Consider the following 18,619-nt stretch of genomic DNA (forward strand, 5'->3'; position numbering starts at 1 on the left):
AAGATTTACCCAATAGCCTCGACACCTGTTGAGGCTATTGTTTTTCTAGCACACTTATTTAAGCGCGAATACGAAACTTCGCACTTATTGTGAAACGGGAAGACGTAATGAAACAATCTAACTCAACAACACCGTTTGCGGCGCAAAATCTGCAGCAATTGGAAAATCATCGAGAATTTGTCGGTCGCCACATCGGCCCCAGTGAAGACGAAACCGAAGCGATGTTAAAAGAGCTTGGAGTCCGTTCGCTGGACGAACTGATTGAGCAAACGGTACCCAAAAAAATTCAGCTAGACAGTCCATTACCACTTCCCGATGCACGCAGCGAACAAGAGTCTCTGGACTATCTACGATCGTTAGCGCAAAAAAATAAAGTGTTTAAAAGTTACATTGGAATGGGGTATTACAATGTTAAAACCCCAACCGTCATTTTACGAAACGTTCTGGAAAATCCAGGCTGGTACACCGCTTACACACCTTATCAGCCCGAAGTCGCACAAGGTCGTTTGGAAGCGATTATCAACTTTCAGCAAATGACAATGGATCTCACCGGATTGGATTTGGCCAGCTCCTCTTTGCTTGATGAAGCGACCGCTGCAGCAGAAGCTATGGCGCTTGCCAAGCGGGTTTCAAAAAACAAAAAGTCGAACTTGTTTTTTATCGATAAAAATACTTTTCCACAAACCATTGATGTGATGCGAGCACGGGCTGAATACTTTGGCTTTGAACTGGTATATGGTGATGCGCACGAAGCCACACAACACGATGTTTTCGGCGCTTTACTGCAGTACCCAAATAAACACGGCGACATCATTGATATCGAGCACTTGATCAGTGAGATACACGATAACAAAGCCATTGTTGCTATTGCCACTGACCTGATGAGTTTGGTCATGCTGAAGTCGCCTGGCGAACTGGGTGCCGATGTTGCACTGGGTTCCGCGCAACGCTTTGGCGTGCCGATGGGTTTTGGTGGGCCACACGCCGCTTTCTTTGCGACACGCGATGCCTATAAACGCGCTATGCCTGGTCGCATCATTGGTGTATCCAAAGACAGTCGCGATAACCCGGCACTGCGCATGGCCATGCAAACCCGCGAGCAACACATTCGCCGTGAAAAAGCGACTTCCAATATATGCACAGCACAGGTTTTGTTGGCTAACATCGCCTCGTTTTACGCGGTTTATCACGGTCCGGAAGGACTGAAACGCATTGCCAATCGCATCCATCGGTTAACCACTTTATTAGCCGAAGGCTTAAAAGCGTCTGGCGTTGAGCTGGTTAACCATCACTGGTTCGATACCTTAACGTTTAAAATTGCAGACGCTAAATCGGTGATGACTCGAGCAGAAAAAGCACAATTGAATTTGCGATTCGATAGCGAGAATCAGTTGGGTGTTTCCATCGACGAAACAACCACTCGTTTTGATATCGAAACGTTAGTGAAAGTGATTTCAGGTGATGAAAAATCATTGGATATTGAAAATCTGGATCACAAAATCACGAGCAACAATATCTCGGGAATCCCTTCGTCGTTAGTTCGCGAAAGTGACTTTTTAACTCATCCGGTATTTAACAGCTACCACTCCGAAACGGAAATGCTGCGTTATTTAAAACGTCTCGAAAACAAAGACGTTTCATTGACCCATTCGATGATCGCACTTGGCTCATGCACCATGAAGCTGAACGCCACATCCGAAATGATCCCGGTCACTTGGCCGGAGTTTGCTAATATGCATCCGTTTGCACCGAAAGAGCAAACCGTGGGTTACGATCAAATGATTAAAGAACTGGGCGACTGGTTGATCACCATCACCGGTTACGACGCCATCTCAATGCAACCCAATTCAGGAGCGCAAGGCGAATACGCAGGCCTCTTAGCCATCATGAAATACCACGAGTCACGCAATGAAGGCCATCGTAACATTTGTTTAATACCAGGCTCTGCGCACGGCACCAATCCGGCCAGCGCACAAATGGCGAACATGAAAGTTGTGGTCGTCAATTGCGATGAAAAAGGCAATGTCGATATCGACGACTTAAAGCAAAAAGCGGAAGAGTTAGCTGACAATCTTGCGGCGATCATGATCACCTACCCATCTACACACGGCGTATACGAAGAAGGTATTAAAGACATTTGTGACATTGTGCATCAACACGGTGGTCAGGTGTATATGGATGGCGCCAATATGAACGCGCAAGTTGGCATTACTTCGCCTGGTGAAATAGGCTCTGATGTTTCGCATCTTAACTTGCACAAAACCTTTTGCATTCCTCACGGAGGCGGAGGTCCAGGTATGGGACCGATTGGTGTGAAATCGCATTTAGCACCATTCTTACCCAATCACGTAGTCCGTAAAATCGAGGGCACAGGGAACGATAACGGTGCCGTTTCTGCAGCACCCTATGGTAGTGCGTCTATTCTTCCTATCAGTTGGATGTATGTTGCCATGATGGGCGGACAAGGGTTACGCGAAGCCACTGAGTACGCCTTATTAAATGCAAATTACCTGGCGAAAAAACTGGGTGAGCACTATCCGGTACTTTACACCGGTCGTAACGATCGAGTCGCACATGAGTGCATTATCGATTTACGTCCAATTAAAGCCGAAACCGGTATTACCGAAGTCGACATTGCCAAGCGATTAATGGACTTTGGTTTTCACGCTCCAACCATGAGCTTCCCGGTCGCAGGTACTTTAATGATTGAGCCAACCGAGAGTGAGTCGAAAGCCGAGTTGGATCGCTTTATCGACACCATGATCACCATCAAACAGGAAATTAATAAAGTTGCCAGTGGCGAGTTTGATAAAGAACATAATCCTCTTAAGTTTGCGCCACACACACAAACCGATGTCGCCAATTGGGATCGCAATTACTCCATTAAAGAGGCGTGCTTCCCTCTCAACGATCAATTAACGAGCAAAATTTGGCCTACGGTTAATCGTATTGATGACGTCTACGGTGATCGCAACTTAATCTGCAGCTGCCCAACAATAGACGACTATAAAGATTAATTTCTTAGATGTGTACCGCTCGCCAGAGCGGTACACTCAGCGTCTTATTTTTTTCTAAATATACCTATCAAAGAAAGCAGCAATACAAAAAAGTGAAACAAAACGCCACCTGAACTTTTTTCTTCTCCCGAATCTGTTGCATCATTCGAGCTCGAATTTAATTGAGAACAAGTATCATCAGCCCAAGTTGCAGTATTTTTATTATAGAATACAACGATTGAGTCTCCAGAGTCAGAGGTCGTTTGAACGATATCAGTTCTACCGTCATTATTTAAATCTTCTAAATAAACTCGTGCACCTTGACTCATTAACCCACTTCTTAAAAGGTTTACTTCCGAAAAAGTTCGCGAGCCGCAATTCAGTTTTATCCCGACACCGTACCCCTCTCCATCATAGTTCGTAGCTGATGCTGTAATAATTTCACTTAAATTATCATTATCAATGTCTGCTAATACGAAATGCTGATGTGTACCGACAACCGTATTTTCAGCCTCAAACTCGTTATTTCGTTGGTAATGTAAATACATTGAAGTTTGATCGGAAGTTACAATATCCTTTTTACCATCTGCATCTAGATCAGCGACGGCCACCGTACCAAAAGTTGATCCTGTCTGAGAATCAAAGGTTGAATGAATGTAAGTAGTAAATGACCCGTCATTTGCGCCTATATGGACGGCAAGCGAATTAGGTACATTGTTAGGAATATAGGTGACCAAATCAAGAGTACCGTCGTCGTCAAAATCAGTAAGTGAAACCGCTGTGCTTTCGGTTCCTGTAAGAACTTGAGCAACTTGAAACTCATGGTCTTCATTCCCCCAAAGGACTTGAGCATTCTCGAAATTCATGCCTCCAATAACTAAATCTTCAAAGGTATCGTTATTAATATCTTCAATGAATAAGTCGCGTTGGGTTCCATTAGGTGTTTCAACGTTTGAAAAGTATGTAAATGAATTGTTTCCATTGTTTAAATAGCTGATTGTAAGTCCATAATTAGTAGAGAAAACCAAGTCGACTTTTTGGTCTTTGTTAATATCCTTAAACAATATTTTTGAGCGAGTTGAAAGCCGATCATTCACATTTAAATACAAAGGAGCATTAAACCCTTCATTTTGATTATTGATTAAGGCATATAATTTCCCACCTCCATTATAGCGACCGATGCTGTCTTGAAACGTTTCACCTTCATCATTCTCAACCACATAAATAATATCCTTCCACCCGTCGCCATTAATGTCAAAGAAGCTAATGTAGTAAGGGTTTTCAACAGTAAAATGTTTTGGAGAACTAAAAGCGGTGTTTTCTTCTATGACTTCAACAGTAAACCCCTGGGTAATATAAAAAGCAAGGAAGACCAAAACACCTTTACCGGAATAAGACGACATATTGTTCATAAATAACCTGCTAACGACTCAACGTAAAATTAAGGGCCGGGAGGATAGCACGCAAGAATTGAACAGTACATAACCAAAATGTTTCCTGAATGTGTTAGTTATTCCACAGCAATAGGCTGCCTGTAATACCGAAAGCGCTTTATATCGACAGTCGCGTACCGTTTAATCTGCAGAAAGCCAAGGAACAATACTTCTTCTACTGAGCTGATTTAAAAAGCGATAGTCAGTGTAACTATCAACTGAAACTCGAAAGTCCACACTCACTTCGTCCCCTCCTTGGATATCAATCAAATCAGTTTCGGAACGATGAAATCGCTTAATTTTTGTACTTCACATCCAATTCAACACGCTTTAAGCATTCATTACCAAGGTGCTCACTAACAAACTCAAGGGCAACCACACCGTTTCGGCACATAATCGTAAAGTGCATATCACTCCAGTAATTGGAAAAAGTTCTACAGGGAAACTTCCGTAGGAGATTAAGCGAAATGAAAACATCTCATTATTGAATGATTATTTTCGCTATTTACGCTCTATAACGGCATAAAAAAGGGAATTTGGCGGAATATTGAAAGTCTTTGTCCGATTATTTAAAGCAGACAAAGCCGAATTAGCACTAATATGGCCCCTGGAACCGCGATGGTGATTTTAATTAACGGAGTACTTGTATTAAGGAAGACACACCATTGCAATTTTGTCGGCAATCTTTTGATGATTAATGTAGTTACGTCACCTCAAGCGGACTTGGAAGGAATTTCAAGTCCGTTTTTTTAGTCAATATGCGATATCACTCAGTCATAGAGCACACCGAAAGAACGTCCGAACACACTCAAAAGCTTGGACAGCTATCAAAAAATAAAGTGGGGCCAGTTTTGTACCATCGATAACCGTCCGGAGACCGAGTCCAGCGCAAGTCTTCGCTCCCGTCAGGTGCGACACCATCGGGTGGCAAGTCACCATGCAATACAAAGTAATGCAAATAATCGAGGGCCATTTTGCCCTGAAAGGTTTGCCCCTGACTGGAAGCATAAGCCACTTCACCCCGCGCTAATGCCTCACATATTGAATTACTGGTATTAAAGGTACCGATAGTGGCTTTATCGCGAGTTGCTTGCGCGATAATCGCCGTATTGTAGGCATCAATTGTGATAGGACCGTTTGCCATAACCCAAAGTCGGTCGTAACCATCGATTTCCGGCTGCGTAAAAAAATCTTCAATCGCCCTGACACTGGCTCCCGGTACCGACTCATCCCAGGCTATCGTATAAAAATCACTCGATGACAACCCGTATTGATGAATAAACAACTCTTGCGCTGAATTGCACCGACTGATAACTCCGCCGCTTTGCTGATGAATAATACAAATTACAGCAACACGATCCGTGCGGGTTATCCCATCAAACACCTCTTGCGGCGAGTTATCTCCACACATTCCCTCTATTAGTTGCAGCCCTTCACTGGCACAAATGAGCGCATTACTACCATCAATACCAACGATTGAATCATTTTGCCCAGAATAAAATAAAAACTCTGCTTTCCCTGGACCAAAAAATTCCGGATCCGGATACACGTTGATCGCAGCGATCGGAATGGATGCAGCGTTAGCTCGTTGGATAACCGCCGGCATTCCCTCGCCCCAAACCGTAGCAATAATTCCAGGAGGGTTAGCATTGATCGCTTGCTCCATTTGTGCATTCAAAAGCGCTCCCGAAGACTCAACCACAGGGTGAAGCGGAACAACATCCACATCCAATTCATCCGCTTTATCCAACGTACCTTCCAGTACATCGCCCCAAAAACCAACATCCGTTGTTGGACCGTGGGTCACCATAAAATAAACATAATTCACCGGGCTGTTCTCAAATTTAATGTCATCACTTACCGAGCAGCTAACCAACAGAATGACGCACGCAATCCAGTAGGATGATTTTTGATTGAAAAGAGTTGGCTTCATTGCTTCATACCTTAAAAACTCTGCTGGTAGGTCAAAGACACTTGCCGCCCTTCTCCGGGCACATCAATGCCACTAAAGCCCGGCTCAATATACTGCTCATTTGCTAAATTATTGATTTGTAAAATCCATTGTGAAGATGAGTCATCTTTCGGTTGACTCCCCAAATACTGAATGACCAAGTTCAACAAATAATAACTGGGCAATTGATATTCAACTTGCTCTCCGATAGGCAAAAATGGCAGGTTTGATTTGTCGGCAAAACGCTTCCCTACGTAGCGACTGTTCAAAGACCAATGAATCGGCCAGGTTTCCATTTGATACCGAATCCCCATCGAGGCAAAGTGATCAGGAAATAGACGTGGTTTATCAGAAACCTCAATTCCAAATTCGTCCTCTGACGACACTTTGCTGTCCGATAAAGTGAGTTGTAAATAACCCGACCAGGGAACGCTTACCGAACCGTATTTCAATTCAAGCTCTAAACCTCGGCTGCTGACTTTGGCTCTATTGTTGGCGATTGGGTTGGCTGCAATCGTATCGTATTCTGCATAATTTTTTATTTGCATGTCGTACAACGTTGTGTTGATTTGCCATGCGTCGTTGATGCTAGAACTGACAAATAACTCTGTGGTTTTAGCACGTTGCGGTTTCAATTTATTATTATCTGCCGGTCCTAAAAGTCGAGGGTGCTCACCAGCAAACATCAACATTAAAGACGGTGCTTGAAATGAGCTACCATGCAACAACTTAATATCCGTGTGTTGGGAGTAATCAAAAACCATTCCCGTGCGATAACTGGTTTGCTTGCTATAGATACTGTGTTCATCTTGTCTTAATCCACCGATTAACGAAACGACAGGGGAGAGCTTGTAATCCAACTGCATAAAAACACCAAGATTATCCACTTCAATTTTACGATTAGGATTTTCTAATTGGCGGCTTCCATCGATATCCACTAAGACCAGTGTCGGCAGTTGCTCACGATCAAAATAATAATCACCTCCAACAACCCATTGCAGTCTATCCGCACCTGAATAAATCATCGTAAGAGAAGTGTTGTAACTGCGAAAACGGTGTTGTCGATACGCATAATCCAGCCCAATACGAAAGGGATCAAATAGACGAGTATCATCTCGTGAACCGCCTGCATTCATCGACACAGCGGCCTTGATATCCCAATGTTCGTTCAATTCATTATTAAATCGAAACCTCGCCATCTGGTTGTCCATAGCAATAACCCCATTCGATAGCGGCTCACTGTCCGGATGAAAATTAGCACCTCGTTCAAAAAATTGATAACTGCCATCAACGATAAACTGTCCTCTTTCTGTCTCGCTTTCCGAACGCATATAAAAGGAAAGTGTTTTATCTCTTTGACTTTCTGACACCACACCTCGACTCACGCGAATCGCTTCATAACGCGGCGAAGTAGCAGGTAATTGACGCTCAGGGCGCTCAATCGACTGCACCGAAAGCGCAGCCACCACACCGCCATAAGTTAACGGACTGGACACAAAAACTTGCGAACGCCATCCACTCTCACCCTCCTCGACGACTGCACTGTGTTTCATTTTCCAATACGATCGAAGTGAACTTTGACTGTCCCATTTTTTAGAAACCACATTAATCGTACCCAAAAACGCATTAGCGCCGTAAAGAGCGGATAATGGACCACGTATGACTTCCACTCGCTCAATGGCAATATCCGGAATAAACTCAGGTCCCAAAAAGCTACTACCCGTTGTTTGAAAAGACATATCCTGTTCATCGATCATTGCCTTAACGCCTAAACTTTGCCCCGCAAGACCGGCATGTACACCGCGCAGTCCAACATTGTAATACCCTAGCGAATTAAACGTATCAATCCCCGGTTGGCTAACCAAGCTTTCAGCGATAGAGTTGTATTGAAAATGCTCAAACTCCTCATCCGTAATCACCGAAACGATGGCAGGCGCATCTTTTAAGCGAACCTGGGTTTTCGTCACACTGGTTATTTTTACATTCATTAATTCATCAATTGGCATAGTAAATAAGTCTTGCTGTTCGACACTTTCATTCTTATTTTTCTTTTCAGTTGCTTCGGCGAAACAAACTTCAGCAAAAAAACAAATGAGTATCCAGACAATGAATTGTAAGCAGTGTGGCGAAGCGATGTTAGTTTTCATTGTTTCCATCAAATTATTAAACCTATGTCGTACCAAGCAAATAATCAGTTTTGCGTATTGATAATTTTCTGTTCATTAAAAACCAAAGTTGTTGGTCCCTGTCGGCTTTGACTTAACCAGTTGATTTTGTCAAACCAAACATCCACATTGGCGAATAATTGTTTTAGTGCAGTAACTCGACTGTTGGCAAGGCGTTTTTGTGCGGAAGCTCGCAAGTAATCTATCGCTTCTCTTGCAGCAATAACACGCCCCTCAATGGATAAAATGGCGTTTCGAACTTTTTCCAAACTGGCTTTGCGATCAGGCGCTTTTTTATCTTCCAGCAATTGTTTTTGTACTTGATAGGCTCTAGCCACTTTTTCTTTCGACTGCTCAATAACTTGCTTATTTAACTCAACTTCATCGTTCATTGACTCAGATTCACTTCGAATTAAAACTTTTGTTGGCACACCCGCTGACGTACCTATTTCTCCCGCAACAACTCGGCAGCCCACATAACTTTCACCACCAATTAATTTACTGTTTCTATCTTGCTCTTGACCAAGCAGTAAACTGCATTGTGTGTGCAGCAAGCAATGTAAAATTTGTTTATCAACATGAATATCGCTATTGGCATCAAGTCGTGAATACTGAGCATATCCAGCACAAATTTTGCCTCTAGCTTTTACACTGCACTTTAACTCGCCATAATCAATTGCCGACTCATCTAATACTTTGTGCCCAATGATTCCATTTGCAACCAGAACATCTTGTCCGGCTTCGAGTTCTGCGTTATTGACGGATCCATTAACGGTGATACTCCCCGTTGCTTTCACGGATAACCCTTCACAAACATCGCCCAAAACCAAAACACTACCGTCAAAATCTATCTTTCCTGTAGACAAGTCCACCTGTTCAACCTGAAACACTTCGTCCACTTGCATTCCGTTTTCAATTTTACAAGGCAATCCAGAACGACTGGCCATTAAAAGGTTGGGATCGGTATTATCGATATATGTGCCTGAACCGGCATTCAACTCGAAATCTGAAACTTGGTCCGCCATTATCACTTCACCGAGCACAGTAAACCCGTTTCGCCCTGGTTTTGCAGGCGTACGTTTCATCAGTGGTTCACCCGGTTCAACGGTTTTTATTTCGCCTAGATCAACCAGATCGACATTACCATTTTCCAATACTCGTGGCTGCAATACGCGATCTCGAAGGGTTAGGACCAGGCACTCGTAATGCGCAGGCGTTCCCGGCTCCGGCTCTGCGCCTTCCGCCACAGCTTTTCGCACGACTTCGCCGGGTTGTGCCACTTTAAGCAGTTCAACAAATTCAGTTAAGGCAGCGTGATCGACGGTGTCCGTTACTTCCTCTTGTTTCAAGAGCTCGATCAAGGGTTCAAGTACCGGAGACTCTCCCTGAAAAGCGGCGATGCCAACGAGTTCTGCTAGCATTTTGTCTTCTGAGACTTCGACTGAAACTTCCGCATCTTGCTTTTCCGCAACTATCCACTCCAGCGCCGTCGCCTCTTGTTGATCTTCAACACCCTTCGGCTCATTATAGGCTGCAACAATTTCGGGGATTTTATCTTTAAACAGAAAGCAGTGACTGAACTTTGAACGGCGAAAGAAGTTCATAAACGCCGCTTCATGAATGGGCGTTTTTACAGCGGAAGGCACAACGGTCGCTTTTACTCGAACGCCATCATCATCCCACTTTAGATGCAGCTCACTCATGAGTTATGGCCAATTGACTTGCAAAACAATAGAAAGTATCGGCAAATAACCTAAGCTCAGAACGAGAAATGTGGGGACCTCGAGCCAATCAATGCGTTACTCATCGCTGCCATTGATAGGTTTCTGCGTTTGAATCCCATAAACCATTGTAGACACTGCCCAAAATAACGTATTCATCAGCTTTTCGACCATTCGAAGCCTCTCCCGAGCTGGGGTTAAATACTTTTAATACCCTTTGATTGTAGCCAATTTATCTCAAACAAACATAATCAACTCAGCGTTTGCCATTTGCATTGTGAGTGACTTGCATTAAGATAGCGCCAAATCCAATAAAGACTCATCTCGCATGCGCCAGATAATTTTTGTTCTGTTCTTATGCAACGCCAGTACCTTAGCCGCTATCGCGAACGAGAGCGCTGTCGCTGAACCGGAAGAAAACAATCATAATCTGGTTCGCAAACGTATCCGAGCGGAGCTCGAAGCATACAACAACACTTTTGCTCTGATTCCCCACCGAACCAACTACATATTGCCATTCACCTACCAACACAGCCCTAATGAAGGCCCATTTGAGGGAAGTAACCGCCGACTAATGCACACTGAGGTAAAGTTTCAAGTCAGCTTTAAAGTACCGGTAACTCGCGAAACCTTGTTTAACGATAATGGCTACCTATTTTTTGGTTACACCTCACGCTCGGTATGGCAGGCCTACAATACGGACGAATCCAGCCCGTTTCGAGATACCAATCACGAGCCGGAAATCATGCTTAACTTTCTTACCGACATAAACTTTTTGGGCGCACATATTCCGATGTTTACGGCAGGTTTTTCTCATCAGAGCAATGGTCAATCGGGGACTTTTTCTCGCAGCTGGAACCGCCTTTACCTCAACCTAATCATGGAATATGAAGACCTCTACATCAGCTTTAAGCCTTGGTGGCGCATTCCGGAGCGCGAAAAAACCGATATTAATGATGTGAAAGGAGACGACAACCCCGATATTGATGATTACTACGGATACTTTGAATTGAGCGCTTTTCGACGCATTCACGATAATGAGTTAAGCTTGGTATTGCGCAATAACCTACGCCAAAAGAATCGAGGAAAGCTCGAGCTAAATTATAGCTACCCCTTTAATAAAAAAGTGCGAGGATACGTGCAATTGTTTCATGGGTATGGCGAAACCCTGCTCGATTACAACCATAAAAACACGCGTTTGGGATTGGGTTTTATGCTGAATAACTGGTTATAAAAGCAAAACAACGACGCCCTTTACCAGTTGTTCCAATTCATGGGTTCGACAAACCAGCCATCTTCTTCTTGCTTCATTCGAATGGCCAATACGCGACGCTCACCGTCCACAAACTCCACTTTAACTCTTACGGTTGCACGCGACTCCTTCACATAAGCGTCTTCAATTTCCACTTTTTTCAAACCACCGCGGAACTGGCGGGTATTGCTCTTTGCTGTTGAGTCCATATCGGTGAACAGCTTATAGTCGTCCGTCGACTTATGATCCTTTTCTTGCACCAATTGCTTAAACAGAGGAAGATTAGCGTAGTAGACTGCATCGACATAATTCAAAGCCACTTCTTCTGGATTTGACTGATCTACGCCACAGGCACACAATAAAACGAGCGCAAAAAAATACGATAAAAAACGCATGATTACCTGCAAAAAAATCATTAGTTCGAGTTCTCAAGTATAGTCAATCAACGGCTATTCTCAACTTACTCTCAATCGAGCAGTACGTTTTACACGGTGTTTTAGTTCGTTAACCCCCAATCACCTGAATAAACGTTAGCTTTTCGAGGGGTAAAGCGCAGCTCTGTCTGCATCCTTAAAAAAATTTTGCACCGAGTACAAGAATCAATGAAAATTTCCACCCTAGAAAAGCGCCAATTGGTATAAGCTAGAATACTTATTTATGAGAACTTCAATATGATACGACTTTGTTTACTGTTGTTACTGTCAATTGCCAATGCCCAAGCATTGGAATGGTCTGACAACAAAAAAGACGATAAAAACCGAGAAAAACTTATCTACATCATGCCGGAAGATCTCGGATGGCAGCTGGTCGAACAGTGCACTCGAAGTGTCTATTATCCCGATGTATTTTGGCGTGTTACCGAAGGCCAGGTAACGGCCATTGAAAAGTTTTTACTCAAACACCTCAACACGCTCAAACAACAACAAGCCGAGTTTATACCGGGTGACCTAACCCTCTACAAACGACAATATATCGGTTTTGAGTTGGAAGGTCAGTCTTATTTATACGGAAACTTTTTTCCGAAAGATCTCGAGTTGGAAGTGGATCCTTATCGCCAAGGCGTGGTCAGTTGTCGTGGCGATAAACGCTTCTGGGGAATGTTGTTTAATATCGAAAGTTTCCAATTTGAAGCCATTGAACGTAACGACAAACTGGTTAAACCGCCCGGCGCATTTGATCCACGTTTTTACGATGATAAGGCACCCGAACAGTAGTCATGAATCGTCGTTTGTTGTTTATCCGTCACGCCAAATCGAGTTGGCGTCAAGCCGATATGCCCGATCATGATCGACCACTGGCCAGTCGTGGCATTTATAACGCGCAACGAATGGGTAAGCATCACCAGAAGTTATTGAGCTCTCAGCACATCATTTTTTGTTCCAGCGCCAAACGCGCTCGACAAACTTGGCAACAATTGCAGTCGGAATCTAACACGCAAACTGAAATTATCGTTGAGTCGTCGTTATATACGTTCAGCGAAACCGAACTGCTGGAACAGTGCCGACAATTGCCGGATGAATATCGCGCAATAGCATTGATCGGTCATAACCCGGCTATCACAGAGCTGATAGCCAAACTCACCGGCTGCTACTTGGTTAATGTACCTACTTGTGCGTTTGTTCAGCTGAAGTTTAAGCTCGAGCGCTGGCGCCAACTCGAGCATGCGAGTGGTACGCTACTTTACTTTTGTTGCCCGAAATATTTTAATTGACCGCAAGGCACTCGATTTAGCGCGCAAAATTAGAAACAGCAATACCACGCCAAGCAAGATCTCTAAACCAACAAAGTCATGCGACATATGATGCACACCGGTTACGGCGTCATCCCATTGAAAGTACAACAATGCGTAGTTCGTCAACCAGCCAAAAACAATGGCGGTTAATACCACACCGATTAAATAAGCAGTCAAAGATTGTCGGCCTAACTCTTTTTTAATAATCCCCAAAGTCCCGATATTGGTGGCTGGCCCGGCCAACATAAATACCAATACCGCGCCCGGTGATACTCCTGCGGCCAGAAAGCCCGCAGCAATTGGTGTTGAAGCCGATGCGCATATGTACATGGGCACGCCAATAACCGCCATCACTATCATCGCACTCCAGCCCTGCCCCCATTCAGCCAACCAGGACACCGGGATAAAAGTCTGTATTAACGCCGCGATCACAATCCCTAGCAAAAGCCAACCGGCGATATCGGCTAACAACTGCGTAATTGAATAATCAATACCAGTCCGAAGTTTTTCTCCGAAAGAAACGGCAGGTGGCTTTTTCGTCGCACAACAGCTGGAAGCCGAATCCGTTTTGGGTATATTGCTGTTGGCATCTGAAGACTCTACTGTTTTACAAGAGCCTGAAATTATCGGATTTAATTGCAACTCTTCTCGACGTACGAGTAATCCACCAACAATGGCACTGACTATTGCAGCGACCGGTCGCACAACGGCCATAAAAGGCCCCAGCAGCGCGTAAGATAACGAAATGGAATCTGGCCCAGTTTCGGGTGTTGCAACCAGAAATGAGACCGTCGCGCCTTTCGACGCACCTGCTCGCCTTAATGCCAAAGCCGCCGGAATGACACCGCAACTGCACAGAGGCAAAGGAGCACCTATAAGCGCAGCTTTAATGACAGTAAAGCGACTTTGCCCACCGAGTTGTCGGTTCATCCATTCGGTCGACAGAGACGCCTTCATCACGCCAGCCAGTAGCAATCCGAGTAATAACCAGGGTGCCGACTCCAGCCAAATGCGAATAAAGTTTTCAATAACCGGATACATAGCCATTAATCCCTTCGAGGGTTTGTAAAATGGTACACTGAGTTGCAGCTTCAGCCCCCCCGCAACAGTTGTCGTGTAACCGCTGCAACGCATTACGGATACGCATCAGCTCTGCAATTCGTTGATCGACTTCTTGTAATTTTTGTTCGGTCATGGACTTCACATCTTCACAAGACTTTTGATCCTTTTGCAATCGAATTTGCAGCAGTTCACGGATCCCTTCCAAGGTAAAACCAACATCTTTAGCATGCTTGATAAAGCGCAATCGAGCAATATCCTCTTCATTATACAATCGATAACCTGCTTCACTGCGACAGCTAGGCTGTGCGATTTCGCACTTATCATAAAACCGTAAGGTATCGATAGAAAAGCCACTCATTAATGCGGCTTGTTTAATCCGAAACATAACCCCGTTACCGTAAGCTCTATAAGGAATACACAGTATAAACCCTGGAGCTAACTCAAGAGTCAAGAAACGTCTAGAAAATCAGGCAGCCTGATGCTGTTCAGGAAACTCCAGCAAATTATGAAGTAATACCTGCTGCGCTTGCCACAGTCGAGGATGATGGTTGGGATGCAAAAATCGAGTATAGGTATCAAGGTTTTCGTGCGCGATAAAATCCAGTGCGATTGGGTTAATGTCGTTATGTTCCAGCTCGGTTTCGGTTAGCAAGTGCTTATTTGCGTACTCAATTATTGCGGCTTGTACTTTGGCTTCCAATGTCAATTCAGAATCCAGCAGTGCCTGACGAACATCACGTAAATCCTCATCGTCACTGTCTGAAATTCGTTTCCAGAAGTCTTTGCGGAACTGGCGAAACTCGATAACCCATTCCTCTTTTTGCGCTATCGCATCCAATAAACGCTCGATGTGAGAGCTGGATATAATGCGCTGTGTACCTACTGAATACCACAGCAAAAATAGGACAAGGTTAACGTTCAGTTCAAACTCGTCCTGCAAACACAAACACGCTTGCTCTACCTGTGGCTGCCGGTAAAAGTCGAAACTGAACTGCCAAAATGACTGTTTATCGAACACGTTGGACGGGTCGTCGTTCATCAATTCACCTCATAGTAAGAATAGCAGACATAAAGTGTTCGAAAGACGACCCTTTCCGTTCCTTTTTTAAAATGCCGATGGCCTAGGCGACTCTTCTTGAGTTGATTTCGCCTGTGATTGGGTCGTTTTACCGTTTGCCAGATAATCTAGTGCTAGTTGACTCATGACTGCCACGCCCAACTTCATTCCGGATTCATCGATAAAAAACTCCGGAGTGTGGTGTGCCGGGGCCTGCTCTACCGGCAGGTCAGCTTTTTTACCGCCAAGGAAAAAATAAAGGCCCGGAACTTGCTGCTGGAAAAAAGAGAAGTCTTCGGCGCCAGTGATCGCATCAATTTCATAGACATTGTGCTGTTTTGCCACTTTTTGCAGCGTGGGTAACATCTGTTTCACCAGCTGCGGATCGTTATAAGTGACTGGATAATGCGTCGAATAAGGGAGTTCAAGCATTGCACTTGCGCCCATTACTGCTGCGGAATGTTTCACAACCTCATGCATCCGTTGATGCAACCGGGTACGCATGCCCGCATCCAACGTACGGATGGTGCCGAGCATTTCAACCCGGTTTGGAATAATGTTCGATCGCACACCACCATGAATACTGCCAACGGTGATCACCGCTGCGTTTTTGGTCAAAGGCAGTTGTCGCGAAACAATGGACTGAATGTCGGTGATGATCTGCGCAGCAGCAACCACAGGATCAACGCCATCCCAAGGTGTTGAGCCGTGCACCTGTTTACCATCAACCGTTATCTTAAAATTATCCACAGCGGCCATAATACCGCCACTGCGATAACCAATCGTGCCAACATCCATTTTTGACGAAATATGCAGACCAAAAATTGCGTCCACTTTCGGGCTGTCTAACACACCCTGCTTTACCATCAACTCAGCGCCGCCCTCTTCACCTTTTGGCGCCCCTTCTTCTGCCGGTTGAAAAATAAACTTTACCGACCCCTGTAACCGTGCTTTTTGCTCTACCAGCAGTTCAGCCACCCCCATCAATATTGCCATATGAGTGTCATGGCCACACGCATGCATTACACCAACCGACTGTCCGTTGTATTCGCCGGTCGCTTTAGAAGCAAAAGATAAATTGTTTTGCTCCACCACTGGCAATGCGTCCATATCGGCACGCAACGCAACGACAGGGCCTGGATGGCCACCTTTTAAAATGCCAATCACACCCGTATGTGCAACATTTTCCTGCACTTCCAAACCTAATCGTTGCAAATGCGCACTAATATACTTAGCGGTATTAAATTCTCGATTGGATAACTCTGGATGTTGATGTAAATGGCGCCGCCATTCGATGACTTTTTGTTCTAATTGCGGCGAAACATTTAACTCTGCGGTGCTAGAAAGACTGACCAAAGCACAAATAAAGGTGCCCAATAAACTGCGTTTTATCATAAAGAACTGTCCTGATTGAATTTATAGTTATGGCAGGTGAGAGGTTTATCACACCCTGTTATGACATGGCAATCCGATCAGGTCGATTTCGAAGTTCGAATAACAGCGAAATGCCAAAATACAGGTATTTGGTTGAAACAGGTAATCATGTAGACGTAACCTTGCGGTTATCGTCGCACCACGGCTCAGTCACTTGCATATTCCAAGTGCGAAAGAGACAATAGCTCAGGACAATAACCTAGGCTCATTATCAATAATAGGAAGAACGCCATGCTGCGCCTCGCATTTGCGATTTTACTCTGTTTGTTTCTTTTCAGCTGCGGCTCCACTCCGGTAGTCAAAAAAGACGGTCCCTTATTCGAACAGCATTTAAAAATTTTTACTTACGGCGACAGTTATAAGGAAATTGATAAAAAATTACGCCTGGTGCACGGTCGTCAATTAAGCACCGATATAACACAACGCAAGTGGTTTGCCTCTTCCGAGTTTGTCGGAGATGGTCGAGATATTGCCGGTTACGACACTTTACTTCGGGTAACCTTTTTGTATGTACATCAAGGAAAAACCGAATACCCACTGGAAATCAAAGCCCACTATATTCTGGAGAATGGTGGTAATACCGTGTTCAATCAGGTGTATCAGGTAACCGCCACTCAATTTAATGCTCAATCCGTCTGTACACAATGCGCAGCGGAAGAAGCCGCATTAAAAATGCTTACAAACAAATTATTACCTGAGCTGTCGCTTTCTTTAAATAACTCGTTACGACAATAAATTAATCGCAAAATTATTGAACCCGTTCAGTAAATATTCCGTTTTATCGCGCTATACTTTTGCTCTCGACGTAACGTTTTCACGTTAATCTGGGAGAAGAGTATGCGCACTTTAATCATCCTATGCCTGGCTTTTTTTATATCGGCCTGCCTTGACGACGACAATAACAACGATACACCGTCAACTATTAACAAAAACAATGCCAAAGAGGTTGTCGCTAAGTCATTTGAGTCACTTAATGGGCTCAATGTGGCTGAAAACTTTATCCCCGAAGATGAGTCACTCAGCACGTTTAACCTGCAACCATCTCATAAATCGATGATACCTTGGTATTGTGGTGAAGACCCCAACCAAGATACCGGCCACGGCATGATTGATTTTACGATCAGTGGCACTTTGTTTACCGACTACACCTTTTCACTTATTTTTAATGACTGCGATGTGACTGACACTGCAACCGTCAATGGCGGTTACGAGTTTGACTTTGTGGGTGTTGGATTACTCGGCCCTAACTTTGAAGAAGGCAGCAACACCGTTACCCAAACGTTCACCAATTTATCGGTAGTCGATACCGAAGAAAACCTCGAAGCTTCCATCAATGGCACCATTCTCTCTGTAAGAAGCTACCAAGCTCCGCAGTTCAGCTGGACCGACACACTGAATCTCGACTTATCAGGCACTAATGGTGAAGTCAGTTTTAATAACTGGCAACGCCAAATCACTTACAACCTTGAAACTTTCGTGCTTACTCTCAATGTCAGCGGAAGTTTCTTCGCCGCTGACGAAAATGGAAGCTTCACATTCGAAATGATTGAGCCGATCCTATTTGAAGCTACCGGCAATGGTGATGATGTAGAACCAACAATCATTGTATCCGGTAAATTTAAAGTAACTGCCGAAGACAACACTTCGGTTACTGTGACTATTATGAATGCCATGGAAGCTTTGCTTGAAATCGATGAAGACGGTGACGGTGAAATAGATGTAACAATTACCGTAACGATTGATGAATTAAACCTGTTTGATGCGGTTGATGATTAACCGCATCAAAAGTCACAGCTATACAACAAAACAGCTTTAA

The 18,619-nt window shown here is 44.3% G+C and carries 15 protein-coding genes; 6 read left to right on the top strand and 9 right to left on the bottom strand.

Annotated features, from left to right (window positions below; translation table 11 throughout):
- Nucleotides 1-107: 107 nt before the first annotated feature.
- On the top strand, nucleotides 108-3,017 hold the full coding sequence (gene gcvP, locus ACTUJY_RS02105) for an aminomethyl-transferring glycine dehydrogenase (protein WP_463614383.1): 2,910 nt from the start codon (nucleotides 108-110) through the stop codon (nucleotides 3,015-3,017).
- A gap of 44 nt (nucleotides 3,018-3,061) precedes the next feature.
- On the opposite strand, the gene ACTUJY_RS02110 is transcribed toward gcvP, so the two are convergent.
- From ACTUJY_RS02110 to ACTUJY_RS02125, 4 genes are all read right to left on the bottom strand, one after another.
- Complete coding sequence (locus ACTUJY_RS02110) at nucleotides 3,062-4,408, bottom strand: FG-GAP repeat domain-containing protein (protein WP_463614384.1); 1,347 nt, start codon at nucleotides 4,406-4,408, stop codon at nucleotides 3,062-3,064.
- 829 nt (nucleotides 4,409-5,237) lie between these two features.
- Nucleotides 5,238-6,362 carry a type 1 periplasmic-binding domain-containing protein gene (locus ACTUJY_RS02115; protein WP_463614385.1) on the bottom strand — a complete coding sequence of 375 codons (1,125 nt, stop codon included), beginning with the start codon at nucleotides 6,360-6,362 and terminating at the stop codon, nucleotides 5,238-5,240.
- An 11-nt stretch (nucleotides 6,363-6,373) separates the two neighbouring features.
- Nucleotides 6,374-8,527, bottom strand: a complete 2,154-nt coding sequence (locus ACTUJY_RS02120) for a TonB-dependent receptor plug domain-containing protein (protein ID WP_463614386.1) — start codon at nucleotides 8,525-8,527, stop codon at nucleotides 6,374-6,376.
- A 44-nt stretch (nucleotides 8,528-8,571) separates the two neighbouring features.
- Nucleotides 8,572-10,248, bottom strand: a complete 1,677-nt coding sequence (locus ACTUJY_RS02125; protein ID WP_463614387.1) for a DUF342 domain-containing protein — start codon at nucleotides 10,246-10,248, stop codon at nucleotides 8,572-8,574.
- A 346-nt stretch (nucleotides 10,249-10,594) separates the two neighbouring features.
- On the opposite strand from ACTUJY_RS02125, the gene ACTUJY_RS02130 reads away from it, so the two are divergent.
- Nucleotides 10,595-11,500 carry a phospholipase A gene (locus ACTUJY_RS02130; RefSeq protein ID WP_463614388.1) on the top strand — a complete coding sequence of 302 codons (906 nt, stop codon included), beginning with the start codon at nucleotides 10,595-10,597 and terminating at the stop codon, nucleotides 11,498-11,500.
- Nucleotides 11,501-11,520: 20 nt separating this feature from the next.
- On the opposite strand, the gene ACTUJY_RS02135 is transcribed toward ACTUJY_RS02130, so the two are convergent.
- Nucleotides 11,521-11,913, bottom strand: coding sequence for a DUF4878 domain-containing protein (locus ACTUJY_RS02135; protein ID WP_463614389.1), 393 nt, complete (start codon nucleotides 11,911-11,913; stop codon nucleotides 11,521-11,523).
- A gap of 276 nt (nucleotides 11,914-12,189) precedes the next feature.
- Between ACTUJY_RS02135 and ACTUJY_RS02140 the strand changes: the two genes are divergently transcribed.
- Nucleotides 12,190-12,732, top strand: coding sequence for a hypothetical protein (locus tag ACTUJY_RS02140; protein WP_463614390.1), 543 nt, complete (start codon nucleotides 12,190-12,192; stop codon nucleotides 12,730-12,732).
- A gap of 2 nt (nucleotides 12,733-12,734) precedes the next feature.
- Nucleotides 12,735-13,229, top strand: a complete 495-nt coding sequence (locus tag ACTUJY_RS02145; RefSeq protein WP_463614391.1) for a SixA phosphatase family protein — start codon at nucleotides 12,735-12,737, stop codon at nucleotides 13,227-13,229.
- Here the strand turns inward: ACTUJY_RS02145 and ACTUJY_RS02150 are convergent.
- The 4 genes from ACTUJY_RS02150 to ACTUJY_RS02165 form a co-directional block, all read right to left on the bottom strand.
- Nucleotides 13,194-14,291, bottom strand: a complete 1,098-nt coding sequence (locus ACTUJY_RS02150; protein WP_463614392.1) for an SO_0444 family Cu/Zn efflux transporter — start codon at nucleotides 14,289-14,291, stop codon at nucleotides 13,194-13,196. The two genes, ACTUJY_RS02145 and ACTUJY_RS02150, sit on opposite strands and share 36 nt — an antisense overlap.
- The gene (gene zntR, locus ACTUJY_RS02155) at nucleotides 14,275-14,697 is read right to left on the bottom strand and encodes a Zn(2+)-responsive transcriptional regulator (RefSeq protein WP_463614393.1); all 423 of its coding nucleotides are present in this window, start codon (nucleotides 14,695-14,697) and stop codon (nucleotides 14,275-14,277) included. The genes ACTUJY_RS02150 and zntR overlap by 17 nt, the downstream gene beginning before the upstream one ends.
- Nucleotides 14,698-14,778: 81 nt before the next feature.
- Nucleotides 14,779-15,351: a TIGR02444 family protein gene (locus ACTUJY_RS02160; RefSeq protein WP_463614394.1), complete on the bottom strand. Its 573-nt coding sequence runs from the start codon at nucleotides 15,349-15,351 to the stop codon at nucleotides 14,779-14,781.
- A 66-nt stretch (nucleotides 15,352-15,417) separates the two neighbouring features.
- Nucleotides 15,418-16,764: an amidohydrolase gene (locus ACTUJY_RS02165; protein ID WP_463614395.1), complete on the bottom strand. Its 1,347-nt coding sequence runs from the start codon at nucleotides 16,762-16,764 to the stop codon at nucleotides 15,418-15,420.
- A gap of 270 nt (nucleotides 16,765-17,034) precedes the next feature.
- Between ACTUJY_RS02165 and ACTUJY_RS02170 the strand changes: the two genes are divergently transcribed.
- Both ACTUJY_RS02170 and ACTUJY_RS02175 read left to right on the top strand, forming a co-directional pair.
- The gene (locus ACTUJY_RS02170; protein ID WP_463614396.1) at nucleotides 17,035-17,538 is read left to right on the top strand and encodes a hypothetical protein; all 504 of its coding nucleotides are present in this window, start codon (nucleotides 17,035-17,037) and stop codon (nucleotides 17,536-17,538) included.
- A 102-nt stretch (nucleotides 17,539-17,640) separates the two neighbouring features.
- On the top strand, nucleotides 17,641-18,579 hold the full coding sequence (locus tag ACTUJY_RS02175) for a hypothetical protein (protein ID WP_463614397.1): 939 nt from the start codon (nucleotides 17,641-17,643) through the stop codon (nucleotides 18,577-18,579).
- The last annotated feature ends 40 nt before the right edge of the window (nucleotides 18,580-18,619 follow it).

Source organism: Pleionea sp. WD8-19, assembly GCF_055326765.1.